This window comes from Achromobacter sp. FW305-C-13, from assembly GCF_058783475.1.
This window is the reverse complement of sequence record NZ_JBYSYN010000003.1, coordinates 810,572-831,391: the sequence shown is the minus strand read 5'-3', so window position 1 is coordinate 831,391 and position 20,820 is coordinate 810,572. Positions and strand designations below refer to the sequence as shown.

22 protein-coding genes are annotated in these 20,820 nt (G+C 65.2%); 4 read left to right on the top strand and 18 right to left on the bottom strand.

Features of this window, described 5'->3' with window-relative positions:
• Positions 1-58: 58 nt before the first annotated feature.
• From paaN to paaA, 6 genes are all read right to left on the bottom strand, one after another.
• Complete coding sequence (paaN, locus tag AC3WMU_RS22700; RefSeq protein WP_492283007.1) at positions 59-1,723, bottom strand: phenylacetic acid degradation protein PaaN; 1,665 nt, start codon at positions 1,721-1,723, stop codon at positions 59-61.
• Positions 1,724-1,769: 46 nt separating this feature from the next.
• Positions 1,770-2,858: a 1,2-phenylacetyl-CoA epoxidase subunit PaaE gene (gene paaE / locus AC3WMU_RS22695; protein ID WP_006225108.1), complete on the bottom strand. Its 1,089-nt coding sequence runs from the start codon at positions 2,856-2,858 to the stop codon at positions 1,770-1,772.
• Between the two features lie 13 nt (positions 2,859-2,871).
• Positions 2,872-3,378: a 1,2-phenylacetyl-CoA epoxidase subunit PaaD gene (gene paaD, locus AC3WMU_RS22690; RefSeq protein ID WP_006225109.1), complete on the bottom strand. Its 507-nt coding sequence runs from the start codon at positions 3,376-3,378 to the stop codon at positions 2,872-2,874.
• A complete protein-coding gene (gene paaC / locus AC3WMU_RS22685; protein ID WP_006225110.1) occupies positions 3,375-4,139 on the bottom strand; it encodes a 1,2-phenylacetyl-CoA epoxidase subunit PaaC in 765 nt (254 codons plus the stop codon). Before paaC ends, paaD begins: the two co-directional genes overlap by 4 nt.
• A 15-nt stretch (positions 4,140-4,154) precedes the next feature.
• Complete coding sequence (gene paaB / locus AC3WMU_RS22680; RefSeq protein ID WP_006225111.1) at positions 4,155-4,439, bottom strand: 1,2-phenylacetyl-CoA epoxidase subunit PaaB; 285 nt, start codon at positions 4,437-4,439, stop codon at positions 4,155-4,157.
• A 177-nt stretch (positions 4,440-4,616) separates the two neighbouring features.
• Positions 4,617-5,606 (bottom strand): 1,2-phenylacetyl-CoA epoxidase subunit PaaA, encoded by a 990-nt coding sequence (gene paaA / locus AC3WMU_RS22675; protein WP_006225112.1) that lies wholly within the window; start codon positions 5,604-5,606, stop codon positions 4,617-4,619.
• A 172-nt stretch (positions 5,607-5,778) separates the two neighbouring features.
• Between paaA and paaX the strand changes: the two genes are divergently transcribed.
• Positions 5,779-6,708, top strand: coding sequence for a phenylacetic acid degradation operon negative regulatory protein PaaX (gene paaX, locus AC3WMU_RS22670; protein WP_006225113.1), 930 nt, complete (start codon positions 5,779-5,781; stop codon positions 6,706-6,708).
• Positions 6,709-6,715: 7 nt separating this feature from the next.
• Here paaX and AC3WMU_RS22665 read toward each other — a convergent pair whose 3' ends face one another.
• Positions 6,716-7,339 (bottom strand): NAD(P)H-hydrate epimerase, encoded by a 624-nt coding sequence (locus tag AC3WMU_RS22665; RefSeq protein WP_492283006.1) that lies wholly within the window; start codon positions 7,337-7,339, stop codon positions 6,716-6,718.
• 56 nt (positions 7,340-7,395) lie between these two features.
• Positions 7,396-7,941, bottom strand: coding sequence for an oligoribonuclease (gene orn / locus AC3WMU_RS22660; protein ID WP_006225115.1), 546 nt, complete (start codon positions 7,939-7,941; stop codon positions 7,396-7,398).
• Between the two features lie 61 nt (positions 7,942-8,002).
• On the opposite strand from orn, the gene AC3WMU_RS22655 reads away from it, so the two are divergent.
• On the top strand, positions 8,003-9,253 hold the full coding sequence (locus AC3WMU_RS22655; protein WP_280025389.1) for a M48 family metallopeptidase: 1,251 nt from the start codon (positions 8,003-8,005) through the stop codon (positions 9,251-9,253).
• Positions 9,250-10,215, top strand: coding sequence for a ribosome small subunit-dependent GTPase A (gene rsgA / locus AC3WMU_RS22650; protein WP_492283005.1), 966 nt, complete (start codon positions 9,250-9,252; stop codon positions 10,213-10,215). Before AC3WMU_RS22655 ends, rsgA begins: the two co-directional genes overlap by 4 nt.
• A 90-nt stretch (positions 10,216-10,305) precedes the next feature.
• Here the strand turns inward: rsgA and AC3WMU_RS22645 are convergent, their stop codons facing one another.
• Both AC3WMU_RS22645 and rplS read right to left on the bottom strand, forming a co-directional pair.
• Positions 10,306-11,037: a CoA pyrophosphatase gene (locus tag AC3WMU_RS22645; protein ID WP_035213221.1), complete on the bottom strand. Its 732-nt coding sequence runs from the start codon at positions 11,035-11,037 to the stop codon at positions 10,306-10,308.
• Between the two features lie 123 nt (positions 11,038-11,160).
• Positions 11,161-11,541, bottom strand: coding sequence for a 50S ribosomal protein L19 (rplS, locus tag AC3WMU_RS22640; RefSeq protein ID WP_006218237.1), 381 nt, complete (start codon positions 11,539-11,541; stop codon positions 11,161-11,163).
• A 304-nt stretch (positions 11,542-11,845) separates the two neighbouring features.
• Between rplS and AC3WMU_RS22635 the strand changes: the two genes are divergently transcribed.
• Entirely contained in the window at positions 11,846-12,718 is an 873-nt protein-coding gene (locus AC3WMU_RS22635) for an EamA family transporter (protein ID WP_006225119.1), read from the top strand.
• A gap of 34 nt (positions 12,719-12,752) precedes the next feature.
• On the opposite strand, the gene AC3WMU_RS22630 is transcribed toward AC3WMU_RS22635, so the two are convergent.
• The 8 genes from AC3WMU_RS22630 to cysT form a co-directional block, all read right to left on the bottom strand.
• Positions 12,753-13,220, bottom strand: coding sequence for a hypothetical protein (locus AC3WMU_RS22630; protein ID WP_280025393.1), 468 nt, complete (start codon positions 13,218-13,220; stop codon positions 12,753-12,755).
• Between the two features lie 59 nt (positions 13,221-13,279).
• Positions 13,280-14,671 carry a PA0069 family radical SAM protein gene (locus AC3WMU_RS22625; RefSeq protein ID WP_454676363.1) on the bottom strand — a complete coding sequence of 464 codons (1,392 nt, stop codon included), beginning with the start codon at positions 14,669-14,671 and terminating at the stop codon, positions 13,280-13,282.
• Positions 14,672-14,883: 212 nt separating this feature from the next.
• Positions 14,884-16,182, bottom strand: coding sequence for a sulfate adenylyltransferase subunit 1 (locus tag AC3WMU_RS22620; RefSeq protein ID WP_006225122.1), 1,299 nt, complete (start codon positions 16,180-16,182; stop codon positions 14,884-14,886).
• 42 nt (positions 16,183-16,224) lie between these two features.
• A complete protein-coding gene (gene cysD / locus AC3WMU_RS22615) occupies positions 16,225-17,133 on the bottom strand; it encodes a sulfate adenylyltransferase subunit CysD (RefSeq protein ID WP_492283004.1) in 909 nt (302 codons plus the stop codon).
• Between the two features lie 40 nt (positions 17,134-17,173).
• Positions 17,174-17,932: a phosphoadenylyl-sulfate reductase gene (locus tag AC3WMU_RS22610; protein WP_006225124.1), complete on the bottom strand. Its 759-nt coding sequence runs from the start codon at positions 17,930-17,932 to the stop codon at positions 17,174-17,176.
• The gene (locus tag AC3WMU_RS22605) at positions 17,929-18,993 is read right to left on the bottom strand and encodes a sulfate/molybdate ABC transporter ATP-binding protein (RefSeq protein ID WP_492283003.1); all 1,065 of its coding nucleotides are present in this window, start codon (positions 18,991-18,993) and stop codon (positions 17,929-17,931) included. Before AC3WMU_RS22605 ends, AC3WMU_RS22610 begins: the two co-directional genes overlap by 4 nt.
• A gap of 26 nt (positions 18,994-19,019) precedes the next feature.
• Positions 19,020-19,922: a sulfate ABC transporter permease subunit CysW gene (gene cysW, locus AC3WMU_RS22600; RefSeq protein WP_006225126.1), complete on the bottom strand. Its 903-nt coding sequence runs from the start codon at positions 19,920-19,922 to the stop codon at positions 19,020-19,022.
• Positions 19,919-20,809 carry a sulfate ABC transporter permease subunit CysT gene (gene cysT, locus AC3WMU_RS22595; protein WP_035213273.1) on the bottom strand — a complete coding sequence of 297 codons (891 nt, stop codon included), beginning with the start codon at positions 20,807-20,809 and terminating at the stop codon, positions 19,919-19,921. The genes cysW and cysT overlap by 4 nt, the downstream gene beginning before the upstream one ends.
• Between the last annotated feature and the right edge of the window lie 11 nt (positions 20,810-20,820).

Below are 20,820 nucleotides of genomic sequence, written 5' to 3'. Positions count from 1 at the left end.
TGCCGGTCCGCAGCGGCGCCCCCTGGAGGGGGAAGCGCGCAGCGCTTCGGGGGTGGGATCAAACATGACGGCGGGTTTGCACCACGCGGAAGCGGTTCGACACGAAAGCCGCGTCGGACAGCGCCGCATTGGCGGCCGGGTTGGCGCCGGTGCCGTGGAAGTCGCTGAAGGCCGCGGTCTGATTGACGAACACGGCGCCCGTCAGGTTGAGCGACAGCGATACGCCGGACACTTCGGCCGCGTCCTGCACCTGCTCGGCCACCTGCGCGTCGGTCGTGTAGGCGGACAGCGAGAGCGCCCCGTGCTGGATGACGCTGTCGCGCGCCAGCTGGATACTGTGCGCGGTGGAATCGGTGGCCACCACGAACGCGATAGGACCGAACCATTCCTGGGCGATGGCGGCATTGCCGGCTTCCGTGCGCAGCAGCAGCGGCGTGCGGACGCGGGCGTTTTCGAATTGCGGGTGTACGAGCGTCTTGCTGTCGGCCACGACCGGCAGGCCGAGCGCGCGGGCGCGTTCGATGCGCTCGACGATGCCTTCGTTCTGGATCGCGCCGGTCAGTTCAACAGCGCGCGCGGCGTCGGCGCTGACTTTCTCAAGCGCCACGCCCAGGGCGGCGGCGACGTCATCGAAGCTGACGCGACCTTCCGGCGTGTTGATGCCGTCGCGCGGCACGTAGATGTTTTGCGGTGCCGTGCACATCTGGCCGGAATACAGGGCCAGCGAGAACGCCAGATTGCGCGCCACGCCCTTCAGGTCGGCCGTGGAATCGATGATGACCTGGTTGACGCCGGCCTTCTCGGTGTAGACCAGCGCCTGGCGGGCGTTGTTTTCCAGCCAGTCGCCGTTGGCGGTGCTGCCGGTGAAATCGACGATCTTGACGGCCGGGTCCAGCGCCAGCTTCTGCGCAGTGTCATCGCCGGCTTCGTGCGCGGCCAGCAGCACGACGTCGGGATCGAAGCCCGCTTCCTGCAGCACTTCGCGCGCCACCTTGACGGTGATGGCCAGCGGCAGGATCGCGCCCGGGTGCGGCTTCACGATGACGGTGTTGCCGGTGGCCAGGCTGGCGAACAGGCCGGGGTAGCCGTTCCAGGTCGGGAAGGTCGAGCAGCCGATCACCAGGGCGACGCCGCGCGGCACCACGGTGAACTGCTTTTCCATGCGGATCGGGTCATTCTTGCCCTGCGGCTTTTCCCAGATGGCCACGCCAGGAATGCGCGACATTTCCTGCCAGGCGTAGGTCACGGCCTCGAAGCCGCGGTCCTGCGCGTGCGGGCCGCCGGCCTGGAAGGCCATCATGAAGCCCTGGCCGGTGGTGTGCTGGACCGCGTAGGCGATCTTGAAGCTGAGCTTGTTCAGGCGCGCCAGGATCTCCAGCGACACACCCACCCACGCCTGCGGACCCGCGCGGCGCCAGTCTTCCAGGGCGCGCTTGGAGGCAGCGATCAGCTTGTCGACGGGCACGTGCGGATACGTGATGCCCAGGTCGAAGCCGTAGGGGGATTTCTCGCCGCCCACGGTGCCGTCGGCGTCATGCAGGTTCAGCGGGAACGGCTTGCCCTTGAGCACTTCGAAGGCGGCACGGCCGTCGTCGTTGGCGGTCTCGCCATAGTTGCGGGGGCTGGGCGATTCGGCAAACGGGCTCCAGTAGCCGCGCAGCGCGGCGGCCGCCAGGGATTGTTCCAGCAGGGGCTGATGGCGTTCGAAGAATTTCTGGGACACTGTGTCTCTCCAATGAATTAGGTAGGTCTGCCTGGCGCGCGCCGGGTCAGGTTTCCTGGTCGAAGTCGATGACCAGGCGGTCGCTGACCGGGAAGCTCTGGCAGCTCAGGACGAAACCGCGCGCCACTTCGTAGTCTTCCAGGGCGAAGTTGGCATCCATGTCCACTTCGCCCTCGACCACTTTGCAACGGCAGGTGGAACACACCCCGCCCTTGCACGAATACGGCAACTCGATCCCTTGCGCCAGCGCCGAGTCCAGCACGCTGTCTTTATTCTTTTCAATGACGAACTTGCGGCTATGGCCGTCCTGCACCACGGTGACTTCGCACTGGCCCTTGCCGGGCGCCTGACGAGCTTCGTGGCCGGTGCGCAGCGCACGCGGCCCCTTGGGCGCGCCGAACAGCTCGAACTTGATGTTCGACTTCGGAATGCCGCGGGCCTGCAGGCGCTCGACCACGCTTTCGGTCATGGTCTGCGGGCCACAGACAAAAGCGTAATCGATATCTTCGGGGCTCATCCAGGCCGACATCAGCTGGTCGACCTTGTCGCCGTCCAGGCGGCCGTTGAACAGTTCGATGTCCTGGGATTCGCGGCTCATCACGTAGACCAGCGAGAAGCGGTCCATGTACAGGTTCTTCAGGTCTTCGATCTCTTCGCGAAAGAGCACCGCCGAGGAAGCGCGGTTGCCGAAGAACAGCGTGAACTTGCTGCCCGGTTCGATGGACAGCGCGGTCTTGACCAGCGAGAACACCGGCGTGATGCCGCTGCCCACCGCAAAGGCCACGTAGTGGCGCTTGTTCTCGGGCGAGAAATCGACCGTGAAATTGCCCGCCGGCGCCATGACTTCCAGCGTCTGGCCAGGCTGCAGTTCCTGGTTGGCCCAGCTGGAGAACGTGCCTTCGTCCACTTTCTTGATCGCCACGCGCAGCAGCTTGTCGTGCGGCGCCGAACAGATCGAATACGAGCGGCGCAGCTCTTCGCCGTTCAGCTGGGTGCGCAGGGTCAGGTACTGGCCGGGCAGGAAAGCGAATTCCTCGGTCAGCGTGTCGGGCAGGTCGAAGGTCACGACGACGGCATCGCGCGTATTGCGCGCCACCGAGGCCACCTTCAACGAATGAAATTGGTTCTGGCTCATCTCGAAACCGCTCTCAGTGAGTCTTGAAATAATCGAAGGGTTCGCGGCAAGCGACGCAGCGATACAGCGCCTTGCATGACGTGGACCCGAAGTTGCTGACCATCCGCGTATCGCGCGAACCGCAGCGCGGGCAGGCGATGGCGGGCGCGGCGGCGCGGCGGCTGATGCCCGAGATGTCGATGGCGCGCTCGGCGGGCGCGGCGATGCCGTAGCCCTTGAGCGCTTCGCGCCCCTTCTCGCTCATCCAGTCGGTCGTCCAGGCGGGCGCCAGGCGGGTTTCGACACGGACCTCGTCGATGCCGTGGCGCGCCAGCGTCTGCTGGATGTCCTGCGTGATTTCGCGCATGGCCGGGCAGCCGGAGTATGTGGGCGTGATGACCACGACACAGGCCTCGCCATCCCAGGACACGTCCCGCACCACGCCCAGATCCACCACGGACAGCACGGGGATCTCCGGATCGGGAACCTCTTGCAGCCAGGCATAGACCTGGTCGGCGGAAATGGGCGCCAGCGCGTTCACCACGTGGCTCCTGGATAGGCGCGCGGCAGGTACTGCATTTCCGCCAGCACGTAGCCGAGTTCTTCGGTGTGCTTGCCCTGGCGTCCACCGCGGTAGGCCAGATGGTTGGCGGCGGTTTCGTCCGGCACGGCCAACGTGGCTTCTTCCAGCACTTCCCGCACGTGGGCGAGCCAAGGCTGGCGCAAGGCGGACAGCTCACAGCCGATGCCGCGAGCAGCCACGTCCTGATCCACGGCGTCGTCGGCGAATAGTTCACCGGTGAAGCGCCAGGCGTCGTCGATGGCGGCCTGCATCTTGGCGTGGCTTTCTGCCGTGCCGTCGCCCAGGCGAACCACCATGTCCGAAGAACGGCGCACGTGATAGGTCACTTCCTTGATCGACTTGGCGGCGATGCCGGCCACGCGTTCGTCCGAGGATTGCTCCAGGCGCTGCAAGAGGAAGTAGTGCCACACGTCGAACAGGAACTGGCGCGCCATCGTGTCGGCATAGTTGCCGTTGGCGCGTTCGACCAGCAGCACGTTGTGGAACTGGTGCGCGTCGCGGTGGTAGGCCAGCGCGTCTTCGTCGCGACCGGCTCCTTCGACTTCGCCGGCCAGCGTCAGCCACATGCGAGCCTGGCCCAGCAGGTCCAGCGCGGTGTTGGTCAGCGCGAGGTCTTCTTCCAGGATGGGGCCGTGGCCCGTCCAGGCGCCCAGGCGCTGCGACAGGATCAGCGACGAATCGCCGAGGCGCAGCAGGTATTCAAACAGAGTCTTGTCCATGTCTCCCCCGCCGCCTTACATGTGCTTGATTTCTTCGGGCATCGGGAAAAACGTGGGATGCCGGTAGACCTTGCTGTTGGCCGGTTCGAACAGGGGTTCCTTGTCGCCGGGGCTGCTGGCCGAGATATCGGAGGCGCGCACGACCCAGATGCTCAGGCCTTCATTGCGGCGGGTATAGACGTCACGGGCGTGGTTGATCGCCATTTCGGCGTCCGATGCGTGCAGGCTGCCGACGTGCTTGTGCGCCAGGCCGTGCTGGCTGCGGATGAACACTTCCCACAAAGGCCAGTCTTTGCTCATGATGGATATCCTTGGAATGCGGGGCGCGCACCGCGCGCCCTGATCTGCAATGGTTGGAAGAATGAACCTGAAAACTCGGCTATCGAAGCGCCGGCGCGGCCGCGCGGAGCCGGCTTGGCCGGTTCGCAGCGGCGCCCCTTCGAAGGGGCAGCGCGCAGCGCTTCGGGGTCGAGTTCATCAGGCAGCCTTGCGCTGCGCCTGCTTGTCCGCGTAGGCAACGAGCGCGTCGCGCACCCAGGCGCCGTCCTCGTGCGCCTTGACGCGCGCGGCCAGGCGTTCCCGGTTGCACGGGCCGTTGCCCTTGAGCACCGCATAGAACTCGCTCCAGTCGATCTCGCCGAAGTCATAGTGGCCGCGCTCGGCGTTCCACTTCAAATCGGGATCCGGCACGGTCAGGCCCAAGTATTCGGCCTGGGGCACGGTCTGGTCGACCATCTTCTGGCGCAGCTCGTCATTAGAGAAGAGCTTGATCTTCCAAGCCATGGACTGGGCGCTGTTGGGCGAGTCGGCGTCCGACGGGCCGAACATCATCAGCGCCGGCCACCACCAGCGGTTCAGCGAGTCCTGCACCATCGCCTTCTGTTCAGGCGTGCCGTGCAGGCACATCTGCATCAGCAGGTCGTAGCCCTGGCGCTGGTGGAAGGACTCTTCCTTACAGACGCGCACCATGGCCCGCGCGTACGGGCCGTAGGAACAGCGGCACAGCGGGATCTGGTTGATGATGGCCGAACCGTCGACCAGCCAGCCGATCATGCCGATGTCGGCCCAGCTGAGCGTGGGGTAATTGAAGATGCTGGAATACTTGGCGCGGCCGGCATGCAGGTCATCGATCAGGTCGTCGCGCGACACGCCCAGCGTTTCCGCAGCGCTGTACAGGTACAGCCCATGGCCCGCTTCGTCCTGCACCTTGGCCAGCAGAATGGCCTTGCGCTTGAGCGACGGGGCGCGAGTGATCCAGTTGCCTTCCGGCAGCATCCCGACGATTTCCGAATGCGCGTGCTGCGAGATCTGGCGCACCAGCGTCTTGCGGTAGGCGTCAGGCATCCAGTCCTTGGCCTCGATGCGCACGCCGTCGTCAATGCGGCGCTGGAACGTCTGTTCGCGGCCTTCGAGCTGGTCCGCGGTCTTGACCTGCTTGACGCCGGTTTCGACGAGTTGAGCGTACATGTTTGTCTCCTAGAGACGGTTTGCGAAAACGCAAAGCAAACGTTGCGCAGTGCCGTCATGTCATAGGCGGATTATTTAATACAAAAAAACCATTGTCAAACTCAAATCTGTATCACATTGGATTTATGTATCATATTGCGGATCCCGATATCGGCCGCTTGCGGCCCCCGTTATGGCAAACCCTCAGTCGCCCCTGGACCGCTTCCTGTCCCGCTTATTGAAAAGCGATCCGCCCCGCGCCAAATCCCTGTGCGTCAGCTTGCTGGGGGACGCGCTCGCCCCCCATGGCGGCGCCATATGGCTGGGCGACCTGATCGCGCTGCTGGCGCCGCTGGGCATCAACGAGCGGCTGCTGCGCACCAGCGTCTTCCGGCTGGTCGCCCAGAACTGGCTGCAGTCCGAACGCCATGGGCGCCGCAGCCTCTACCTGATTTCCGAACAAGGGCTGCGCCATACCGCACACGCCTCGCAGCGCATCTACGAGGGCGCGGCGCAAGACTGGAACGGGGAATGGACGCTGGTCGCGCTGCCGCGTACCGGCAACGGCCTGGCCGAGCGGGCGGAATTGCGCCGCGAGCTGGTCTGGGAAGGCTTCGGCATGATCGCCCCCGGGCTGTTCGCCCATCCGCACACCGAGGCGCGGGCGGCGCACGACATCCTTGAAAAGCTCGGCATCCCGGACCGGGCGCTGGTGCTGTCCGCGCGCGACCTGGCCGGCGCAGGTGGCCTGCCGATCGCCAGCCTGGCTACGCAGTGCTGGAACCTGGACGATGTGGCTGAGCAGTACCGGCAGTTCTCGCGCAACTTCGGCCCGCTGGAAAAACTGCTGGAAGAACCGCCCTCGCCGTCGGAAGCGTTCGTCGTGCGCGTCATGCTGCTGCACAATTGGCGCCGGATCGTCCTGCACGATCCGCAACTGCCCGGCCCAATGCTGCCCGACAACTGGCCCGGCCATGCCGCGCGTGAACTCTGCGGGCGGATCTACTGGAAGGTGTTCGACGCGTCGGAAACGCATCTGGAGGCGTTGGCCGGGCAGGACAACGAGCGGTATGCCCCGCTGGCGGGCGACATCGCGGCGCGCTTCGGCGGACGGCCGGCATAAACGGCCGTCAGGCGTCCGGCGACAGGGTCACTCCCAACGTGTTGACATGGCGTTCGCCGGCCGCGATCTGGCCGGGGCCGGGGCGCGTCAGCCCGGCTGTAGCGGCGATAAAGGACAGCGTCCAGTGCGCCTGGATCGGCCGCCCCAGGGCCGCGCCGGTGTCGGCGTCGATGCCGCTGGGCACATCCAGCGCCAGCACCGGCACATTCCAGCTGTTGACGGTATCAACCAGCGCTTGCCAGTCCGCGTCCAGTGGCCGGTTCAGGCCGATACCGAACAGGCCGTCAATGACGATGTCGGGAATGTCGCCGGGCGTCAGCGCAGTCTGCGTCTGTCCGCCGGCAGAAAGCCAGCCCGCCCAGGCGCGGGCGGCATCGGGAGGCAAGCGGCCCGGGTCCGTCGGCAACAGCACTTTCACTGCATACCCCAAGGCAAGCAGACGTGTGGCCGCCTCCAGGGCATCGCCCCCGTTATTGCCGGGGCCGGCCAGGGCCAGGACGGTACGGTCAGGAGGAAAGCGGGCAGCGATGAATTCGGCGGCAGCCCTGCCCGCCAGGGGCATCAGCGCCCGGCCGGAAGCCAGGGCAAGCTGTTCGGCGCGGCGAATCTGGGCGACAGGATAAGACGGCATGGCGAAGGCGCGGCGGATGGGGCTTACCCAGTTTACGCCGCGGCCCTGCCTGCCGCTTACACCTTCAGGAAGTGCTCGCGGTAGTACTTGAGTTCGTCAATGGATTCGTAGATGTCCGCCAGCGCTTCGTGGCGGCTCTTTTTCTCGAAACCCTTGTACACGGCCGGCGCCCAGCGGCGCGCCAGTTCCTTCAGCGTGCTGACATCCAGGTTGCGGTAATGGAAGAACTGTTCCAGGCGCGGCATGTAAGCAAACATGAAGCGGCGGTCCTGGCTGATGGTGTTGCCGCACAACGGCGATTTACCGGCGGGCACATGCTGCGCAAGAAACGCCAACAGCGTATCCTCTGCCTGCGCCTCGGACACCGTCGATGCCTTGACCTTGTCGATCAGGCCGCTCTTGCCGTGGGTGGATTTGTTCCAGTTGTCCATGGCGTCAAGCAGGCTGTCGGGCTGGTGGATCACCAGCACGGGGCCTTCGGCCACGACCGTCAGATCAGGCTCCGTCACCACGACGGCCACTTCGATGATGCGTTCTTTCTCAGGTTCCAGGCCCGTCATTTCCATGTCGAGCCAAACCAGGCGATTTTCGTTCACAGCCATATAATTTGCCTATAAAACGCGCGATTTTCGCACATCCCTTCTTGAGCCGACCGCTTCGCCCATGTTCACATTGCTGTTCGTTGCTTTCCTGCTGACCGATATTGCCGTACGACTGTGGCTGGCGACACGCCAGATCCGCCACGTCGTTCGCAACCGCGACCAGGTGCCTGCGGAATTTTCCCACCGGATCGGGCTGTCCAGCCACCAGCGTGCGGCGGATTACACGGTGGCGCGGGTCAAGCTGGGGATGCTGGAACGCACCTACGACGCGATCCTGCTGGTGTGCCTGACGCTGATGGGCGGACTGCAATTCATCGACCTGATGATAGGCCAGCTTACCAGCAACGACTTCCTGCGCCAGATGTTGTTGCTGGTCGCCGTGGCGTTGCTGCTGGGCGTGCTGGGGTTGCCGTTCACGTTATGGCGGCAATTCAAGCTTGAGGCGCGCTTCGGGTTCAACCGCATGACACCTGAACTCTTCATTGCCGATGCCGCCAAGGGCCTGCTGGTGGCCGCCGTGCTGGGCTTGCCGCTGGCCGCTGCGGTGCTGTGGCTGATGGGCAGCGCGGGCGCCTACTGGTGGATCTGGGCGTGGGCGCTTTGGACCGTATTCAACTTGGCGCTCCTGATCGTCTATCCGATGTTCATCGCGCCGCTGTTCAACAAGTTCACCCCGCTGTCCGACCCGGACCTGGCGGGACGCATCCAGCGCCTGGCGCAACGTTGCGGCTTTTCGCTCAATGGCCTGTTCGTGATGGACGGCTCGCGCCGCTCTGCCCACGGCAACGCCTATTTCACGGGCTTTGGCCGGTCGCGCCGCATCGTGTTCTTCGACACCTTGCTGGCCCGCTTGAACGGCGACGAGATCGAAGCCGTGCTGGCCCATGAACTGGGCCACTTCGCCAAGCGCCACATCATCAAGCGCATCATTTTCAGTTTCGCCATGGCATTGGGCTTTTTTGCCATCCTGGGATGGGTCGCCCAACAGCCCTGGTTCTATGTGGACCTGGGCGTCATGCCGCAATTGGGCGGACGCAACGATGCCATGGCGTTGCTGCTGTTCTTCCTGGTCATTCCCGTTTTCACTTTCATGTTTACGCCGCTGGCCAGCTGGTACTCGCGCCGCGACGAATTCGAAGCCGACCGCTATGCGGCCGAGCAGAGTTCGCCGGAACGCCTGGTCTCCGCGCTGGTCAAACTCTACGACGACAACGCCGCTACGCTGACCCCCGACCCCGTGCACTCCGCCTTCTACGACAGCCATCCCCCCGCCGCCGAGCGCATCCGCCACCTGATGGCGGGCGCCGCATGAACGCCCGCAACAACAGCAGCAAAAAACCTCCCAACCAGGCGCCGGCGGGCGCCCCGGCCGACGCGGTCGGGCTCGAGGGCCGCATCATCGCGGCGCACGGGCGTCACTACACCGTGGAACTGGCCGACGGCTCGACCCGCAAGTGCTTCCCTCGCGGCAAGAAAGCCGGCGCCGCCGTGGGCGACCGCGTGCAGATCACGCCGCAGGGCAACGATGAAGGCGCCATCGACACCATCCTGCCGCGCAGCAACCTGCTGTACCGATCGGATGACATGCGCTCCAAGCAGTTCGCGTCCAACGTGGACCAGTTGCTGATCGTGATCGCCGTGCGCCCGACCTTCTCGGACGACCTCACCGGCCGGGCGCTTGCGGGCGCCTGGAGCGCAGGCATCTCGCCGCTCATCATCCTGAACAAGACCGACCTGGTCGATGAATTGCCCGCCGCGCGTGCACGCCTGGCGCCCATTGCAGCGCTCGGCGTGCCCGTCATCGAACTGAGCGCACTGGAACCCGAAAAGGTCCATACCCTGCTGGCGCCGCACCTGGCCGGCCGCACCAACCTGCTGCTGGGTCAAAGCGGCATGGGCAAATCCACGCTGCTCAATGCGTTGATCCCCACCGCCGGCGCCGCCACGCGAGAACACTCCACCGCGCTCGACATGGGCAAGCACACCACGACCAGCACGCGGCTGTATCACCTGCCGGCGCCGGGTGGCGACCTGATCGACTCCCCGGGATTCCAGGCATTCGGCTTGCAGCATCTGACCCGCGAGGACATCATCCGCGGCTTCCCGGAGTTCACGCAGCCCATCGAAGCCTGCCGCTTCTACAACTGCACGCACCGGCAGGAGCCGGGCTGCGGCGTGCTGGCAGCATTACAGGCAGGCCAGATCAATCCGCTGCGCTACGCGCTGTACGAACGTATCCTGGAAGAGAACCTGGCCGGGCAACAGCGTTACTGACCGCCAACACCAGATCCGCCTGCAAAAAAAACGGCCCCGATGAGGGGCCGTCCTTATTGGACGTGCGGTGGGCACATGGGAATTGCGCGGTCAGCGCGGCTGCAATCCGTTGCGCACCAGGTGATAGAGGTTGCGCAGCATGCCGGCAGTCGCGCCCCAGATGAAATGGTCGCCGTACGGCATGCCGTAGTAATTGCGCACCCGTCCGTCGTCCAGCCGCGCTTCGTACAGGCGGTGATTGGCGGGGTCCATCAGGAAGGACAGCGGCACCTCGAACACTTCTGCCACTTCGAACGCATCGGGCGCCAGGTCGAAACCCGGGCGCACAAGTGACACCACGGGAATGATCGAAAAACCCGTCGCCGTCAGGTACGGTGGCATGCTGCCCAGCACTTCCACATGGTTGGCGGGCAGGCCCGTTTCCTCCTGCGCCTCGCGCAGGGCGGCGGCCACCGGTGTCGAATCGCTGGTTTCGATGCGTCCGCCGGGAAAGCTGATCTGGCCGGCATGGTCATGCAGATGCGCGGCGCGCTGGGTCAGCATGATGTGCACGCCGTTGTCGCGGGTGACCAGCGGAATCAACACGGCGGCGGGCACGGGCGTGCCTTCGCGGCCTGGATAGCGCAGGTCGTTGTCACGCGAAAGCTCCAGCGTCCAGGTGGACGGCTGGCTGAGCGTGCCCCGCAGGGAATCCGGGGTCAGCAGGCTGGCGGGCACGGCCGGCAAGGACTCGTTGGCCACCACCCACGGTTGCGTCGCGGGGTCGAAACCGGGACGTGCGAGCGGCCTTCTGGGCCGCGCGGAATACGAGGAATCAGACATTCGGCTTTGCAAAAAGAAAAAGGCACCCTCGCAGGTGCCTTTTTAACCCGGAAACCTGTGCCGGACGGAAACGCTGAATGGCGCGGACGTCCGACACTGGTAGGGCCGTGTGCCGATAAGCGATCAAGCCGCCGAGGCTTGCTTGCTGACCAGCTTTTCCTTGATACGCGCCGACTTGCCCGAGCGGTTGCGCAGGTAGTACAGCTTGGCGCGGCGCACGTCGCCGCGGCGCTTGACTTCGATGCCGGCGATTTGCGGCGAGTACAGCTGGAACGTACGTTCCACGGCTTCACCCGACGAAATCTTGCGCACGGTGAACGCGGAGTTCAGGCCGCGGTTGCGCTTGGCGATAACAACGCCTTCGAAAGCCTGCACGCGCTTGCGGGTGCCTTCAACGACGTTCACGCTCACGATGACGGTGTCACCAGGAGCAAATTCAGGCTTGGCTTGGCCGCCGGTCAGACGGGCAATTTCTTCCTGTTCCAGGATAGCGATAAGGTTCATTAGAACTCCTAGATCATCATGTCTTTGCGGACTAAAACTTTTGCCGTTCGATGTTGTTCACGTGAAGCTGGCCATCGGGGCGCGCCACTGGGGCAAACCGCGGGGCTGACTACGCGTATGTATTGCCGGCAACCCGAAGGGTCTACGCACAATACTCGTACCGCAAGCAGAGGATGAGATTTGGCAAACCAATGATTCTACACCAAAAATTCGCCTGAGCGTCTAGTAGAATGGCGACCTTCTGGTGGCTTTGCTGTACCCTTGCCACTTCTGTAACAAACACGTCATCTGACGCTGTTCCCACATGTCGTATACATCCCTGTTATTGGTCATCCTGGCGGCGATGGCCCACGCAACGTGGAATCTGCTTGCCAAGCGCGCGGCCATGGTGGGTGCCCCGTTCGTCTTCGCGTACGGGTTGTGCGCCTCGGTGCTGTATGCGCCCTGGGTGATCTGGGTGTTGATGCACGACGGCATGACCTGGACCTGGCCCGTGGTGGCCGCAATCCTGACGTCCAGCTTGTTGCATCTTGGCTACAGCCTGTGCCTGCAGCGCGGTTATCAGGTGGCCGACCTGTCTGTGGTGTACCCCATTGCCCGCGGCACCGGGCCCCTGCTTTCCACCACCGGTGCCTTCCTGCTGCTGGGCGAACCTGCCACCAGCACCGGCATCATCGGCATGCTGTGCGTGGTGATCGGCGTGCTGCTGATCGCGACCCAGGGGCGGCTGGCCATCTTCAAGCAGGCGCAAGCCTGGGTGGGGGTGCGCTGGGGCGTAGTGATCGGCCTGTTCATCGCGGCCTATACCGTGGTGGATGCCTACGGCGTCAAGGTATTGCTGATCAGCCCGGTGCTGTTCGACTGGTTTACCTGTGTGACCCGCACGGTCATGATGACCCCCCACATGGCGGCCCGGCGCGCTCAGGCCTGGGAATCCATGCGTGGGCACTGGCATCTGGCGCTGGCCGTGGGCCTGCTGTCGCCGCTGGGATACATCCTGGTGCTCTATGCCTTGCGCAACGGCGCGCCGCTAAGCCTGGTGGCTCCTGCACGCGAAATGTCCATGATGCTGGGCACTTTGGCCGGCATGTTCCTGCTGCGCGAAAAGGTGGGTCCCGGCCGTCTTGCCGGTTGCCTGTCCATTTTGGCGGGCGTCATTCTGCTGGGTTCCAGCTAGACCGTCCCGGCCATTCGGCGCACTGCCCGGCCGCTCAGAACCCCGCGGCCGCCCCCAGCCACATCAGGCCGGGGATGATTGCGCCCCAAGCCAACACCATCACCACATCAATCACCATGGCCTTCATGGTGACTTGGGACGTCACGGGTTCGACCGTGGCGTTGCCCAGGCTGCGCTCGCGCACAGCGGGCGCAGCAGGCACGCTGGTTACCACCGGTGCGATCGGAGCCGCGGGGCGAACCGTCGGCGCCGACACCGGCAGCACCGCCGCCTGGCCCGCGGCGCCTTCGTCCACCGGCGCCGGCGGGAACGGCCACCGGGCCGGCATGGAGCCCGGGCGCACTCGGTGACGCGGTTCGGCATCCGCCGACGACGTGGTCCAGGGCATGGCCAGGCCCGCCAACTTGGCGCAAACCGCGCGGGCGCGATGCGCGCTGCGACGCAGCGGGTTCAGCGAGACGGCAAGCTCGTCCGACAAGACGGAAATATCAGCGGTGTTCATAGGAACTCCTTGGAGAAACGATTCCATGCCGCGGCGAGCACCGCGGTATCGACCGGCGATCAATCGAACAATGACAACTGGCCCGCGGCCATGGCGCGCAGTTGGCGCGCACCGCGGCCCACTGCGCCGCTGACCGCCGGCAACCCATCAGAAAAGGGGACCCCTGAAGACGCTTGCGCGCCAACCGGGGATTGAAAATCGGAAGAGGACGCTGCGGACGCACCCGAAGGCACCGATGCGGCCGCGGCGAACAGCGACGGCGTCGCATTCGGGGCCAGAGGCGGCTGGAAACGGTCGCAGTCCAGGGCAAGCCGATGGCGGTTCAGCCCGAGCTTTCGGGTGGCCACGGCGAACCGTTGGCGCAGCAGATCGGCCCAGATGCCGGTGCCGCGCATGCGGGAGCCGAAATTCGGGTCGTTGCGGCGGCCATTGCGCAGGTCTTCAATGCGGTGCAGCACGCGCTGGGCGCGGTCGGGAAAATGGGCGTTCAGCCAGTCTTCGAACAGGGTCTTGACCTCCCACGGCAGGCGCAAGACGGTATAGCTGGCGTAATGCGCGCCGGCCGCCTTGGACTCCTGGAGGATGTGTTCCATGGATTCGTCGTTGATGAACGGGATGACCGGCGCCACCAGCACGCCCACCGGCACGCCGGCCTCGGTCAGGGTGCGCACGGTCTCCAGTCGGCGCCAAGGCGCGGCGGCGCGGGGTTCCAGCGTGCGGGCCATGCCGGCGTCGAGAGACGTGATGCTCATGTAGACCACCACGAGCTTCTGTTCGGCCAGCGCGGCCAGCAAGTCCACGTCGCGGGCGACCAGCGCGTTCTTTGTAACGATGGTGAGGGGATGCCGGGTTTCCAGCATCAGTTCGAGCAAGCCGCGCGTTAGCCGCCATTCGCGTTCGATGGGCTGGTAGGCGTCCGTAGCGGAACCGATGTTGATGGGCGACGGCTTGTAACCGGGGCGGCCGAGCTCAGCCCGCAAGGCCTGCACGGCATTGGCCTTGGCTACCAGCCGGGTTTCGAAGTCCAGCCCGGGAGACATCCCCAGGTAGGAATGCGTGGGCCGGGCGTAGCAGTACACGCAGCCATGTTCGCAGCCCCGGTAAGGGTTGACGGCCACATCAAACGGAATATCGGGTGAATCGTTGCGCGACAGCATCTTGCGCGCTTCTTCGGCCGTGACCGTGGTTTTGGGAGCGGCAGGCGCAAGACGTGAATCCGGCAGGATCGGAATGACCCGTGCGGCGGACGATGCATCGGAAGGAAATTCGGGGACGGACTCTACGAAATCCGCCGGCAGACCGGACGCGGACCAGCCGTCATCGACCTGCACGCGGTCATCGCGCTGAAAGCGATGCCGAACATTAGTAACCGCACCCCGACCGCGCAAGGCGGCGGGGGCGGCAGCCGGGGACCCAGAACCGGCGGGAAAAGAATGATCGGTGCGTGCCATAAAAACTACTGTACAAAAACACAGTGGTTTTGACAAGCACCAAAAGCCTTTTCGTAAGACAGCCCCACTTTACCGCAAGACGCGGGCCTCGTCTGAACAAATCGATTTCATCAGGCGATATGGCCCGGAGAGCCGCACCAGCATTGGATTTGGAAGAAAAACAACAGCAAAATCCGGGCTGAAAATCCGTTGTTTTCCAGCCCGTTCAAGCTTCAGCGCAACATGCCCGCCGCCGCGGTCTGATGCGTGGCCTCATCGATCAGGATGAAGGCTCCCGTGGCCGGCACATCAGCATAGCGATCGACCGCCAACGCCTCGCGCGTGGTGAATGTCACGCGTCCGATGTCGTTCATGCGCAAGGTGCCTTCGGTGTTCTCGACCTCCTGCAATTCGTGGATGTCGCGATGCGAGAGCACCGCGCGGATCTTCGCCGACGTCAATCGCGTGCCGGACTTCAGCAGATACTTGCGCGCTGGATTCAACGCCTGCGCATCCAGCCAGCACAGCTCGGCTTCGAACTCGCGCGCCACTTGCGCGGGCGCAGCCGTGTGCACGATCACATCGCCGCGAGACACGTCCACGTCGCGGTCCAGCACCAGCGTCACTGAGTCTCCGGCCACCGCTTCCTCCTGCGCGCGATCGAAGACGCGTACTTCGCGCACCACCGCCGTCACGCCCGACGGTTGCACGGTGACCGCATCGCCCGGGCGCACCACGCCGCTGGCCACGCGACCCGCATAGCCACGGAAATCATCCTTGCGGTCGCCATCGTGGCGCGCCACCCATTGCACGGGAAAGCGCAACGGCAGCGCGCGACCATCACTGGCCAGGTCCAGCGATTCCAGCAGCGCCAAGAGGGGCTGGCCTTCGTACCACGGTGTCTTCGGCGACAGCGTGACGACGTTGTCGCCGTTCAACGCCGACAGCGGCAGCGCATCGAAATGCGCGAAGCCCAGCTTGCCGGCCAGATCGGCATAGGCATCGCGGATGCGCTCGAACACGGCGCGGTCCCAGTCCACCAGATCCATCTTGTTGACCGCCACCACGATGTGCCGGATGCCCAGCAGGCGCGCGATGGTGCTGTGCCGCTTGGTCTGGGCCAGCAACTTGCCGTCGGCCGCGCGCGTGGCGTCGATCAGGATGACCGCGACGTCGGCCGTCGAGGCCCCCGTGACCATGTTGCGCGTGTACTGCTCGTGCCCTGGCGCGTCGGCAATGATGAATTTGCGCGTCGGCGTGGAGAAGTAGCGATAGGCCACGTCGATGGTGATGCCCTGCTCCCGCTCGGCTTCCAGCCCGTCGGTCAGCAACGAGAAATCGATCCCGTCGCCCGCCACGCGCTTGTGCTTGGCGCGCGAGATCGCGTCCAGCTGGTCGGCGAACACGCCCTTGCTGTCATACAGCAGGCGGCCGATCAGCGTGGACTTGCCGTCGTCGACGGAGCCCGCCGTGATCAGGCGCAGCACGCCGTTGCCGGCGCCGGAAAGAAAAGAGTCATTCAGTGCGTTCATGTGCGTTCCCCTGCCGCCGGCCGAAGCCGGCGGTTACTGCATTCAGAAATAACCTTCCTTCTTGCGGCGCTCCATCGAGGCCTCGGAAGTTTGGTCGTCCATGCGCGTGGCGCCGCGCTCGGTGATGTCGGTCACCGCCGTCTCGGCAATGATGGCGATGGTGTCGGCGGCGTCGGAAGCCACCGGGCACGTGCACGAGATGTCGCCCACGGTGCGGAACCGCACCGGCAGGCGCTCGACCTGTTCGCCTTCCTGCGGCGGCGTCAGGCGCGTGACCGGCACAAGCAGCCCCTTGCGACGCACCACCTCGCGCTCATGGCTGAAATAGATCGACGGCAGCGCCAGCTGTTCACGCTGGATGTACTGCCAGACGTCCAGCTCGGTCCAGTTCGAAATCGGGAATACGCGCATGTTCTCGCCGCGGTGCACCCGGGTGTTGAACAGGTTCCACAGCTCCGGCCGCTGCGCCTTGGGGTCCCATTGGCCAAATTCGTCACGGAACGAAAAGATGCGTTCCTTGGCGCGCGCCTTTTCCTCGTCGCGCCGTGCGCCGCCGATGCAGGCGTCGAATCCGAATTCCTCGATGGCCTCCAGCAGCGTCACCGCCTGGGCCGCATTGCGCGAATCGGTTTCGCGGCGCAGCACCACGCTACCGCGCTTGATGGAGTCTTCGAGGCTGCGCACGATCAGCTTCTCGCCCAGTTCGGCGGCGCGCTGGTCGCGGAAGGCGATCACTTCGTCGAAGTTATGCCCTGTATCGATGTGCATGAGCGGGAACGGAAAGCGCCCGGGGCGGAAGGCCTTTTCGGCCAGGCGCAGCAGCACCACAGAGTCCTTGCCGCCCGAAAACAGCAACACGGGGTTTTCGCTTTCGGCGGCGACCTCGCGCAAGATGAATATCGCTTCCGATTCCAGCCAATCCAGGTGGCTGCGTTGGATCACAGCAGACATAGGTATTCCCCTAAAACAGATTTTGAATTCATGGCAGGCCTCAGTCGCCGCGCGCCACGACACTGATGACTCGGTTGCCCGCATGCAGGCCGCATTCCTTGGAGTCCGACGACTCCCACCACCAGCGCCCCGCCCGCAGGTCTTCGCCCGGACGGATCGCGCGCGTACAGGGTTCGCACCCGATCGACGGATAGCCCTGGTCGTGCAAGGGGTTGTACGGGATGTCCAGCGCGCGGATGACGGCCCACACCTCTTCCTCGCTCCACTCGGCCAGCGGGTTGAACTTGTAGAGGCCGAAGGTGGCGTCCTGCTCTTCCAGCGGCAGTTCGCCGCGCGTCGTCGACTGCTGGCGGCGCTGGCCGGTAATCCACGCGCCACGCCCGGCCAGCGCGCGCTTGAGCGGCTCGACCTTGCGGATCTGGCAACAGGCTTTACGCAGTTCGACGCTTTCATAGAAAGCATATGCACCGTGCGCCGCCACGTGCGCATCCACTGCGGCCGCAACGGGCCGGTACACGGTGACGCTGCGCCCGTAGCGCGCCTGCACCGCATCCAGCACGCCGAGCGTTTCAGCATGCAGCCGGCCCGTATCCAGCGTGAACACTTCCAGGTCCAGGCCCGAGTCGTAGATGGCGTGCGTCAGCACCATGTCTTCGGCCGCCAGCGAGGACGCGAGCGCCGCATCGGGATAGCGGCGCTGGACTTGTGCCAGGCGCTCGGTCAGCTCGCGCCAGCGCTGGGCCAGCCCGGCATCCAGGTCAGCAGCAATGTCGGAAGAGCGGTTGGAAATCACGGTCATGGCTGCACCGCGAAGATGCGCGCGCGACGCGGGCGGGCCAACAAGGCCTCGCCGTCGCGCAGGTCCAGTTCCCGATACAGATACTCGGGCACCTCGGCCTCGATGATGGCGTCGGAATCTTCGCGGGCCAGTTCCAGATAGGCGCTGGGTCCCGCCAGATATGCGTGCGACAGGCGCACCGCGATGCCCTCCCCGCCCACCCGATAGCGCTCGATATCGAACTCGTGCGGGCGCACATAGGCGGTGGCGCGCTGGGCGTCCGCCTGCGCCAGCTCGGGCGCCGGCAACGACAGGCCGGCGCCTTCCCAGACCCCACGCGTGGCCACGCCCTGCAATTGGTTCACATCGCCCAGGAAGCCGTAGACGAACGGCGTGGCCGGCCCCTCCCAGACCTCGCGCGGCGTGCCGACCTGCTCGATGCGGCCGGCGTTCATCAGCACCACGCGGTCGGCCACTTCCAGCGCCTCTTCCTGGTCGTGCGTCACGAACACGCTGGCCACGTTCAGTTCATCGTGCAGCCGGCGGAGCCAGCGCCGCAGTTCCTTGCGCACCTTGGCGTCCAACGCACCGAAAGGCTCGTCCAGCAGCAGCACGCGCGGCTCGACGGCCAGCGCGCGGGCCAGCGCAATGCGTTGGCGCTGGCCGCCCGACAGTTGCGCCGGATAGCGGTCCGCCAGCCAGTCCAGCTGCACCAGCGTCAGCAGTTCGTGCACTTTGCGGCGGATCTGGTCTTCGGGAGGACGCTGCGAGCGATGCTTCACACGCAGGCCGAAGGCGACGTTCTCGAACACCGTCATGTGCTTGAACAGCGCATAGTGCTGGAATACGAAGCCGACCTGACGCTGGCGCACATCGACCGCGGTGGCGTCTTCGCCGGCGAACAGCACACTGCCGGAATCGGGCGCCTCCAGCCCCGCGATGATGCGCAGCAGCGTGGTCTTGCCGCAGCCGGACGGCCCCAGCAGCGCCACGAGCTCGCCCGTTTCGATGTGCAGCGACACGTCATTCAGCGCGCGGAACTGGCCGAACTGCTTGGATAGATTGCGAACTTCGATACTCATGCTTGTCTCCGTCTGAACCGGCCGCGTCAGGCGACGGCCGGCTTGAGGGTTGCCGTCGCCGCGCCGGGATACTCGACCGGCAGGTCGGCGGCGCGCAGGAAGCGCGCGTTGCGCCACTCGACCACGTTCTTGGCCACGAGCGTCACCAGCGCCAGCAACGCCAGCAGCGAGGCCACCGCGAACGCCGCGGAATACTGGTATTCGTTGTAGAGGATCTCTACGTGCAGGGTCATCGTGTTGGTGAGCCCCCGGATCTGCCCGGACACCACCGACACCGCCCCGAACTCGCCCATGGCCCGCGCATTGCACAGGATGGCGCCGTACAACAGGCCCCACTTGATGTTGGGCAGGGTGACGCGCCAGAAGATCTGCCAGCCACTGGCGCCCAGCGTCAACGCGGCCTGCTCTTCTTCGCTGCCCTGCGCCTGCATCAGCGGGATCAGTTCGCGCGCGACAAAAGGAAAGGTGACGAAGAGCGTGGCCAGGATGATGCCGGGCACGGCGTAGACGATCTTCCAGTCGTGGTCCTGCAACCAGCCGCCCAGCCAGCCTTGCGTGCCGAACAGCAGGATGAACACCAGGCCGGCCACCACGGGCGACACCGAAAACGGCAGGTCGATCAGCGTGATCAGGAACTGCTTGCCGCGGAACTGGAACTTCGTGATGGCCCAGGCGGCGGCCACGCCGAACACCAGGTTCACCGGCAAGGCGATCGCGGCCACCAGCAGCGTCAGGCGGATCGCCGACAATGCGTCCGGCTCGACGATGGCGGCCAGGTAGAGCTCCCAGCCCTTCTTGAAGGCCTCGGCGAACACCGCCGCCAACGGCACCAGCAGGAACAGCGCCAGGAATCCCAGCGCGATGAACAGCAGAATGCCGCGCACCCAGCGCGGCTCGGTCAAATGTGCCGGACGATCCGATGCGCTCATGCGAGCCTCCCCAGGTTGCGGCGCGCCTGCCAGCCTTGCAGCAGGTTGATGACGAGCAGCAGCGCGAAAGACAGCACCAGCATCACCGTGGCGATGGCGGCGGCGCCGGCGTAGTCGAACTGCTCCAGCTTGGAAATGATCAGCAGCGGCGTGATCTCGGACACCATGGGCATGTTGCCGGCGATGAACACCACCGATCCGTACTCGCCCACCGCGCGTGCGAAGGCCAGCGCAAAGCCCGTCATCAGCGCCGGCAGGATGGTGGGCAGCAACACGCGGCGGATCGTCTGCCAACGGCTGGCGCCCAGGCTGGCGGCGGCTTCCTCGATCTCGCGCTCGACGTCTTCCAGCACGGGCTGCACGGTGCGCACCACGAACGGCACGCCGATGAAGATCAAGGCGATCACGATGCCCAGCGGGGTGAACGCCACTTTCAAGTCAAACCATTTGGACAGTGGCGCCCCGAGCCAGCCTTTTTCGGAATACAGCGCGGTCAGCGCGATGCCCGCCACGGCCGTGGGCAGCGCAAACGGCAGGTCGACCAGCGCGTCCAGGATCTTCTTGCCGGGAAAGCGGTAGCGCACCAGCACCCAGGCCACCACCGTGCCGAACACCAGGTTCACCAGCGCAGCCAACAGCGACGCGCCGAAGGTCAGTTGATACGACGCCAGCACGCGGGGCGCCGTCACGGCGTCCCAGAACCCCTGCCAGCCCAGCTCGGCGCTCTTGAGCGGCAGGGCGGCCAGCGGAATCAGCACGAGCACGCTCAGGTACAGCACCGCGTAACCCATGGAAATGCCGAATCCGGGCAGCACGCCCGGGCTGTTGCGCCGAACGGCAAAAGGCGCTTTCGCGCCGTTTGCCGTCGGGTTCGAGGCAGTGGTCATGGCCATCGTCC

What these genes read in the sequence shown, in the direction of transcription:
- paaX (WP_006225113.1), top strand. Translation starts at nt 5,779, where the DNA reads ATGGCAAACCCTCAGTCGCCCCTGGACCGCTTCCTGTCCCGCTTATTG.
- AC3WMU_RS22645 (WP_035213221.1), bottom strand. Translation starts at nt 11,037, where the DNA reads ATGTCTGATTCCTCGTATTCCGCGCGGCCCAGAAGGCCGCTCGCACGT.
- AC3WMU_RS22610 (WP_006225124.1), bottom strand. Translation starts at nt 17,932, where the DNA reads ATGACCGTGATTTCCAACCGCTCTTCCGACATTGCTGCTGACCTGGAT.
- AC3WMU_RS22635 (WP_006225119.1), top strand. Translation starts at nt 11,846, where the DNA reads ATGTCGTATACATCCCTGTTATTGGTCATCCTGGCGGCGATGGCCCAC.
- AC3WMU_RS22630 (WP_280025393.1), bottom strand. Translation starts at nt 13,220, where the DNA reads ATGAACACCGCTGATATTTCCGTCTTGTCGGACGAGCTTGCCGTCTCG.
- orn (WP_006225115.1), bottom strand. Translation starts at nt 7,941, where the DNA reads ATGGCTGTGAACGAAAATCGCCTGGTTTGGCTCGACATGGAAATGACG.
- paaC (WP_006225110.1), bottom strand. Translation starts at nt 4,139, where the DNA reads ATGGACAAGACTCTGTTTGAATACCTGCTGCGCCTCGGCGATTCGTCG.
- rsgA (WP_492283005.1), top strand. Translation starts at nt 9,250, where the DNA reads ATGAACGCCCGCAACAACAGCAGCAAAAAACCTCCCAACCAGGCGCCG.
- rplS (WP_006218237.1), bottom strand. Translation starts at nt 11,541, where the DNA reads ATGAACCTTATCGCTATCCTGGAACAGGAAGAAATTGCCCGTCTGACC.
- AC3WMU_RS22625 (WP_454676363.1), bottom strand. Translation starts at nt 14,671, where the DNA reads ATGGCACGCACCGATCATTCTTTTCCCGCCGGTTCTGGGTCCCCGGCT.
- cysD (WP_492283004.1), bottom strand. Translation starts at nt 17,133, where the DNA reads ATGTCTGCTGTGATCCAACGCAGCCACCTGGATTGGCTGGAATCGGAA.
- AC3WMU_RS22655 (WP_280025389.1), top strand. Translation starts at nt 8,003, where the DNA reads ATGTTCACATTGCTGTTCGTTGCTTTCCTGCTGACCGATATTGCCGTA.
- paaA (WP_006225112.1), bottom strand. Translation starts at nt 5,606, where the DNA reads ATGTACGCTCAACTCGTCGAAACCGGCGTCAAGCAGGTCAAGACCGCG.
- AC3WMU_RS22605 (WP_492283003.1), bottom strand. Translation starts at nt 18,993, where the DNA reads ATGAGTATCGAAGTTCGCAATCTATCCAAGCAGTTCGGCCAGTTCCGC.
- paaE (WP_006225108.1), bottom strand. Translation starts at nt 2,858, where the DNA reads ATGAGCCAGAACCAATTTCATTCGTTGAAGGTGGCCTCGGTGGCGCGC.
- AC3WMU_RS22620 (WP_006225122.1), bottom strand. Translation starts at nt 16,182, where the DNA reads ATGAACGCACTGAATGACTCTTTTCTTTCCGGCGCCGGCAACGGCGTG.
- paaB (WP_006225111.1), bottom strand. Translation starts at nt 4,439, where the DNA reads ATGAGCAAAGACTGGCCTTTGTGGGAAGTGTTCATCCGCAGCCAGCAC.
- AC3WMU_RS22665 (WP_492283006.1), bottom strand. Translation starts at nt 7,339, where the DNA reads ATGCCGTCTTATCCTGTCGCCCAGATTCGCCGCGCCGAACAGCTTGCC.
- cysT (WP_035213273.1), bottom strand. Translation starts at nt 20,809, where the DNA reads ATGACCACTGCCTCGAACCCGACGGCAAACGGCGCGAAAGCGCCTTTT.
- cysW (WP_006225126.1), bottom strand. Translation starts at nt 19,922, where the DNA reads ATGAGCGCATCGGATCGTCCGGCACATTTGACCGAGCCGCGCTGGGTG.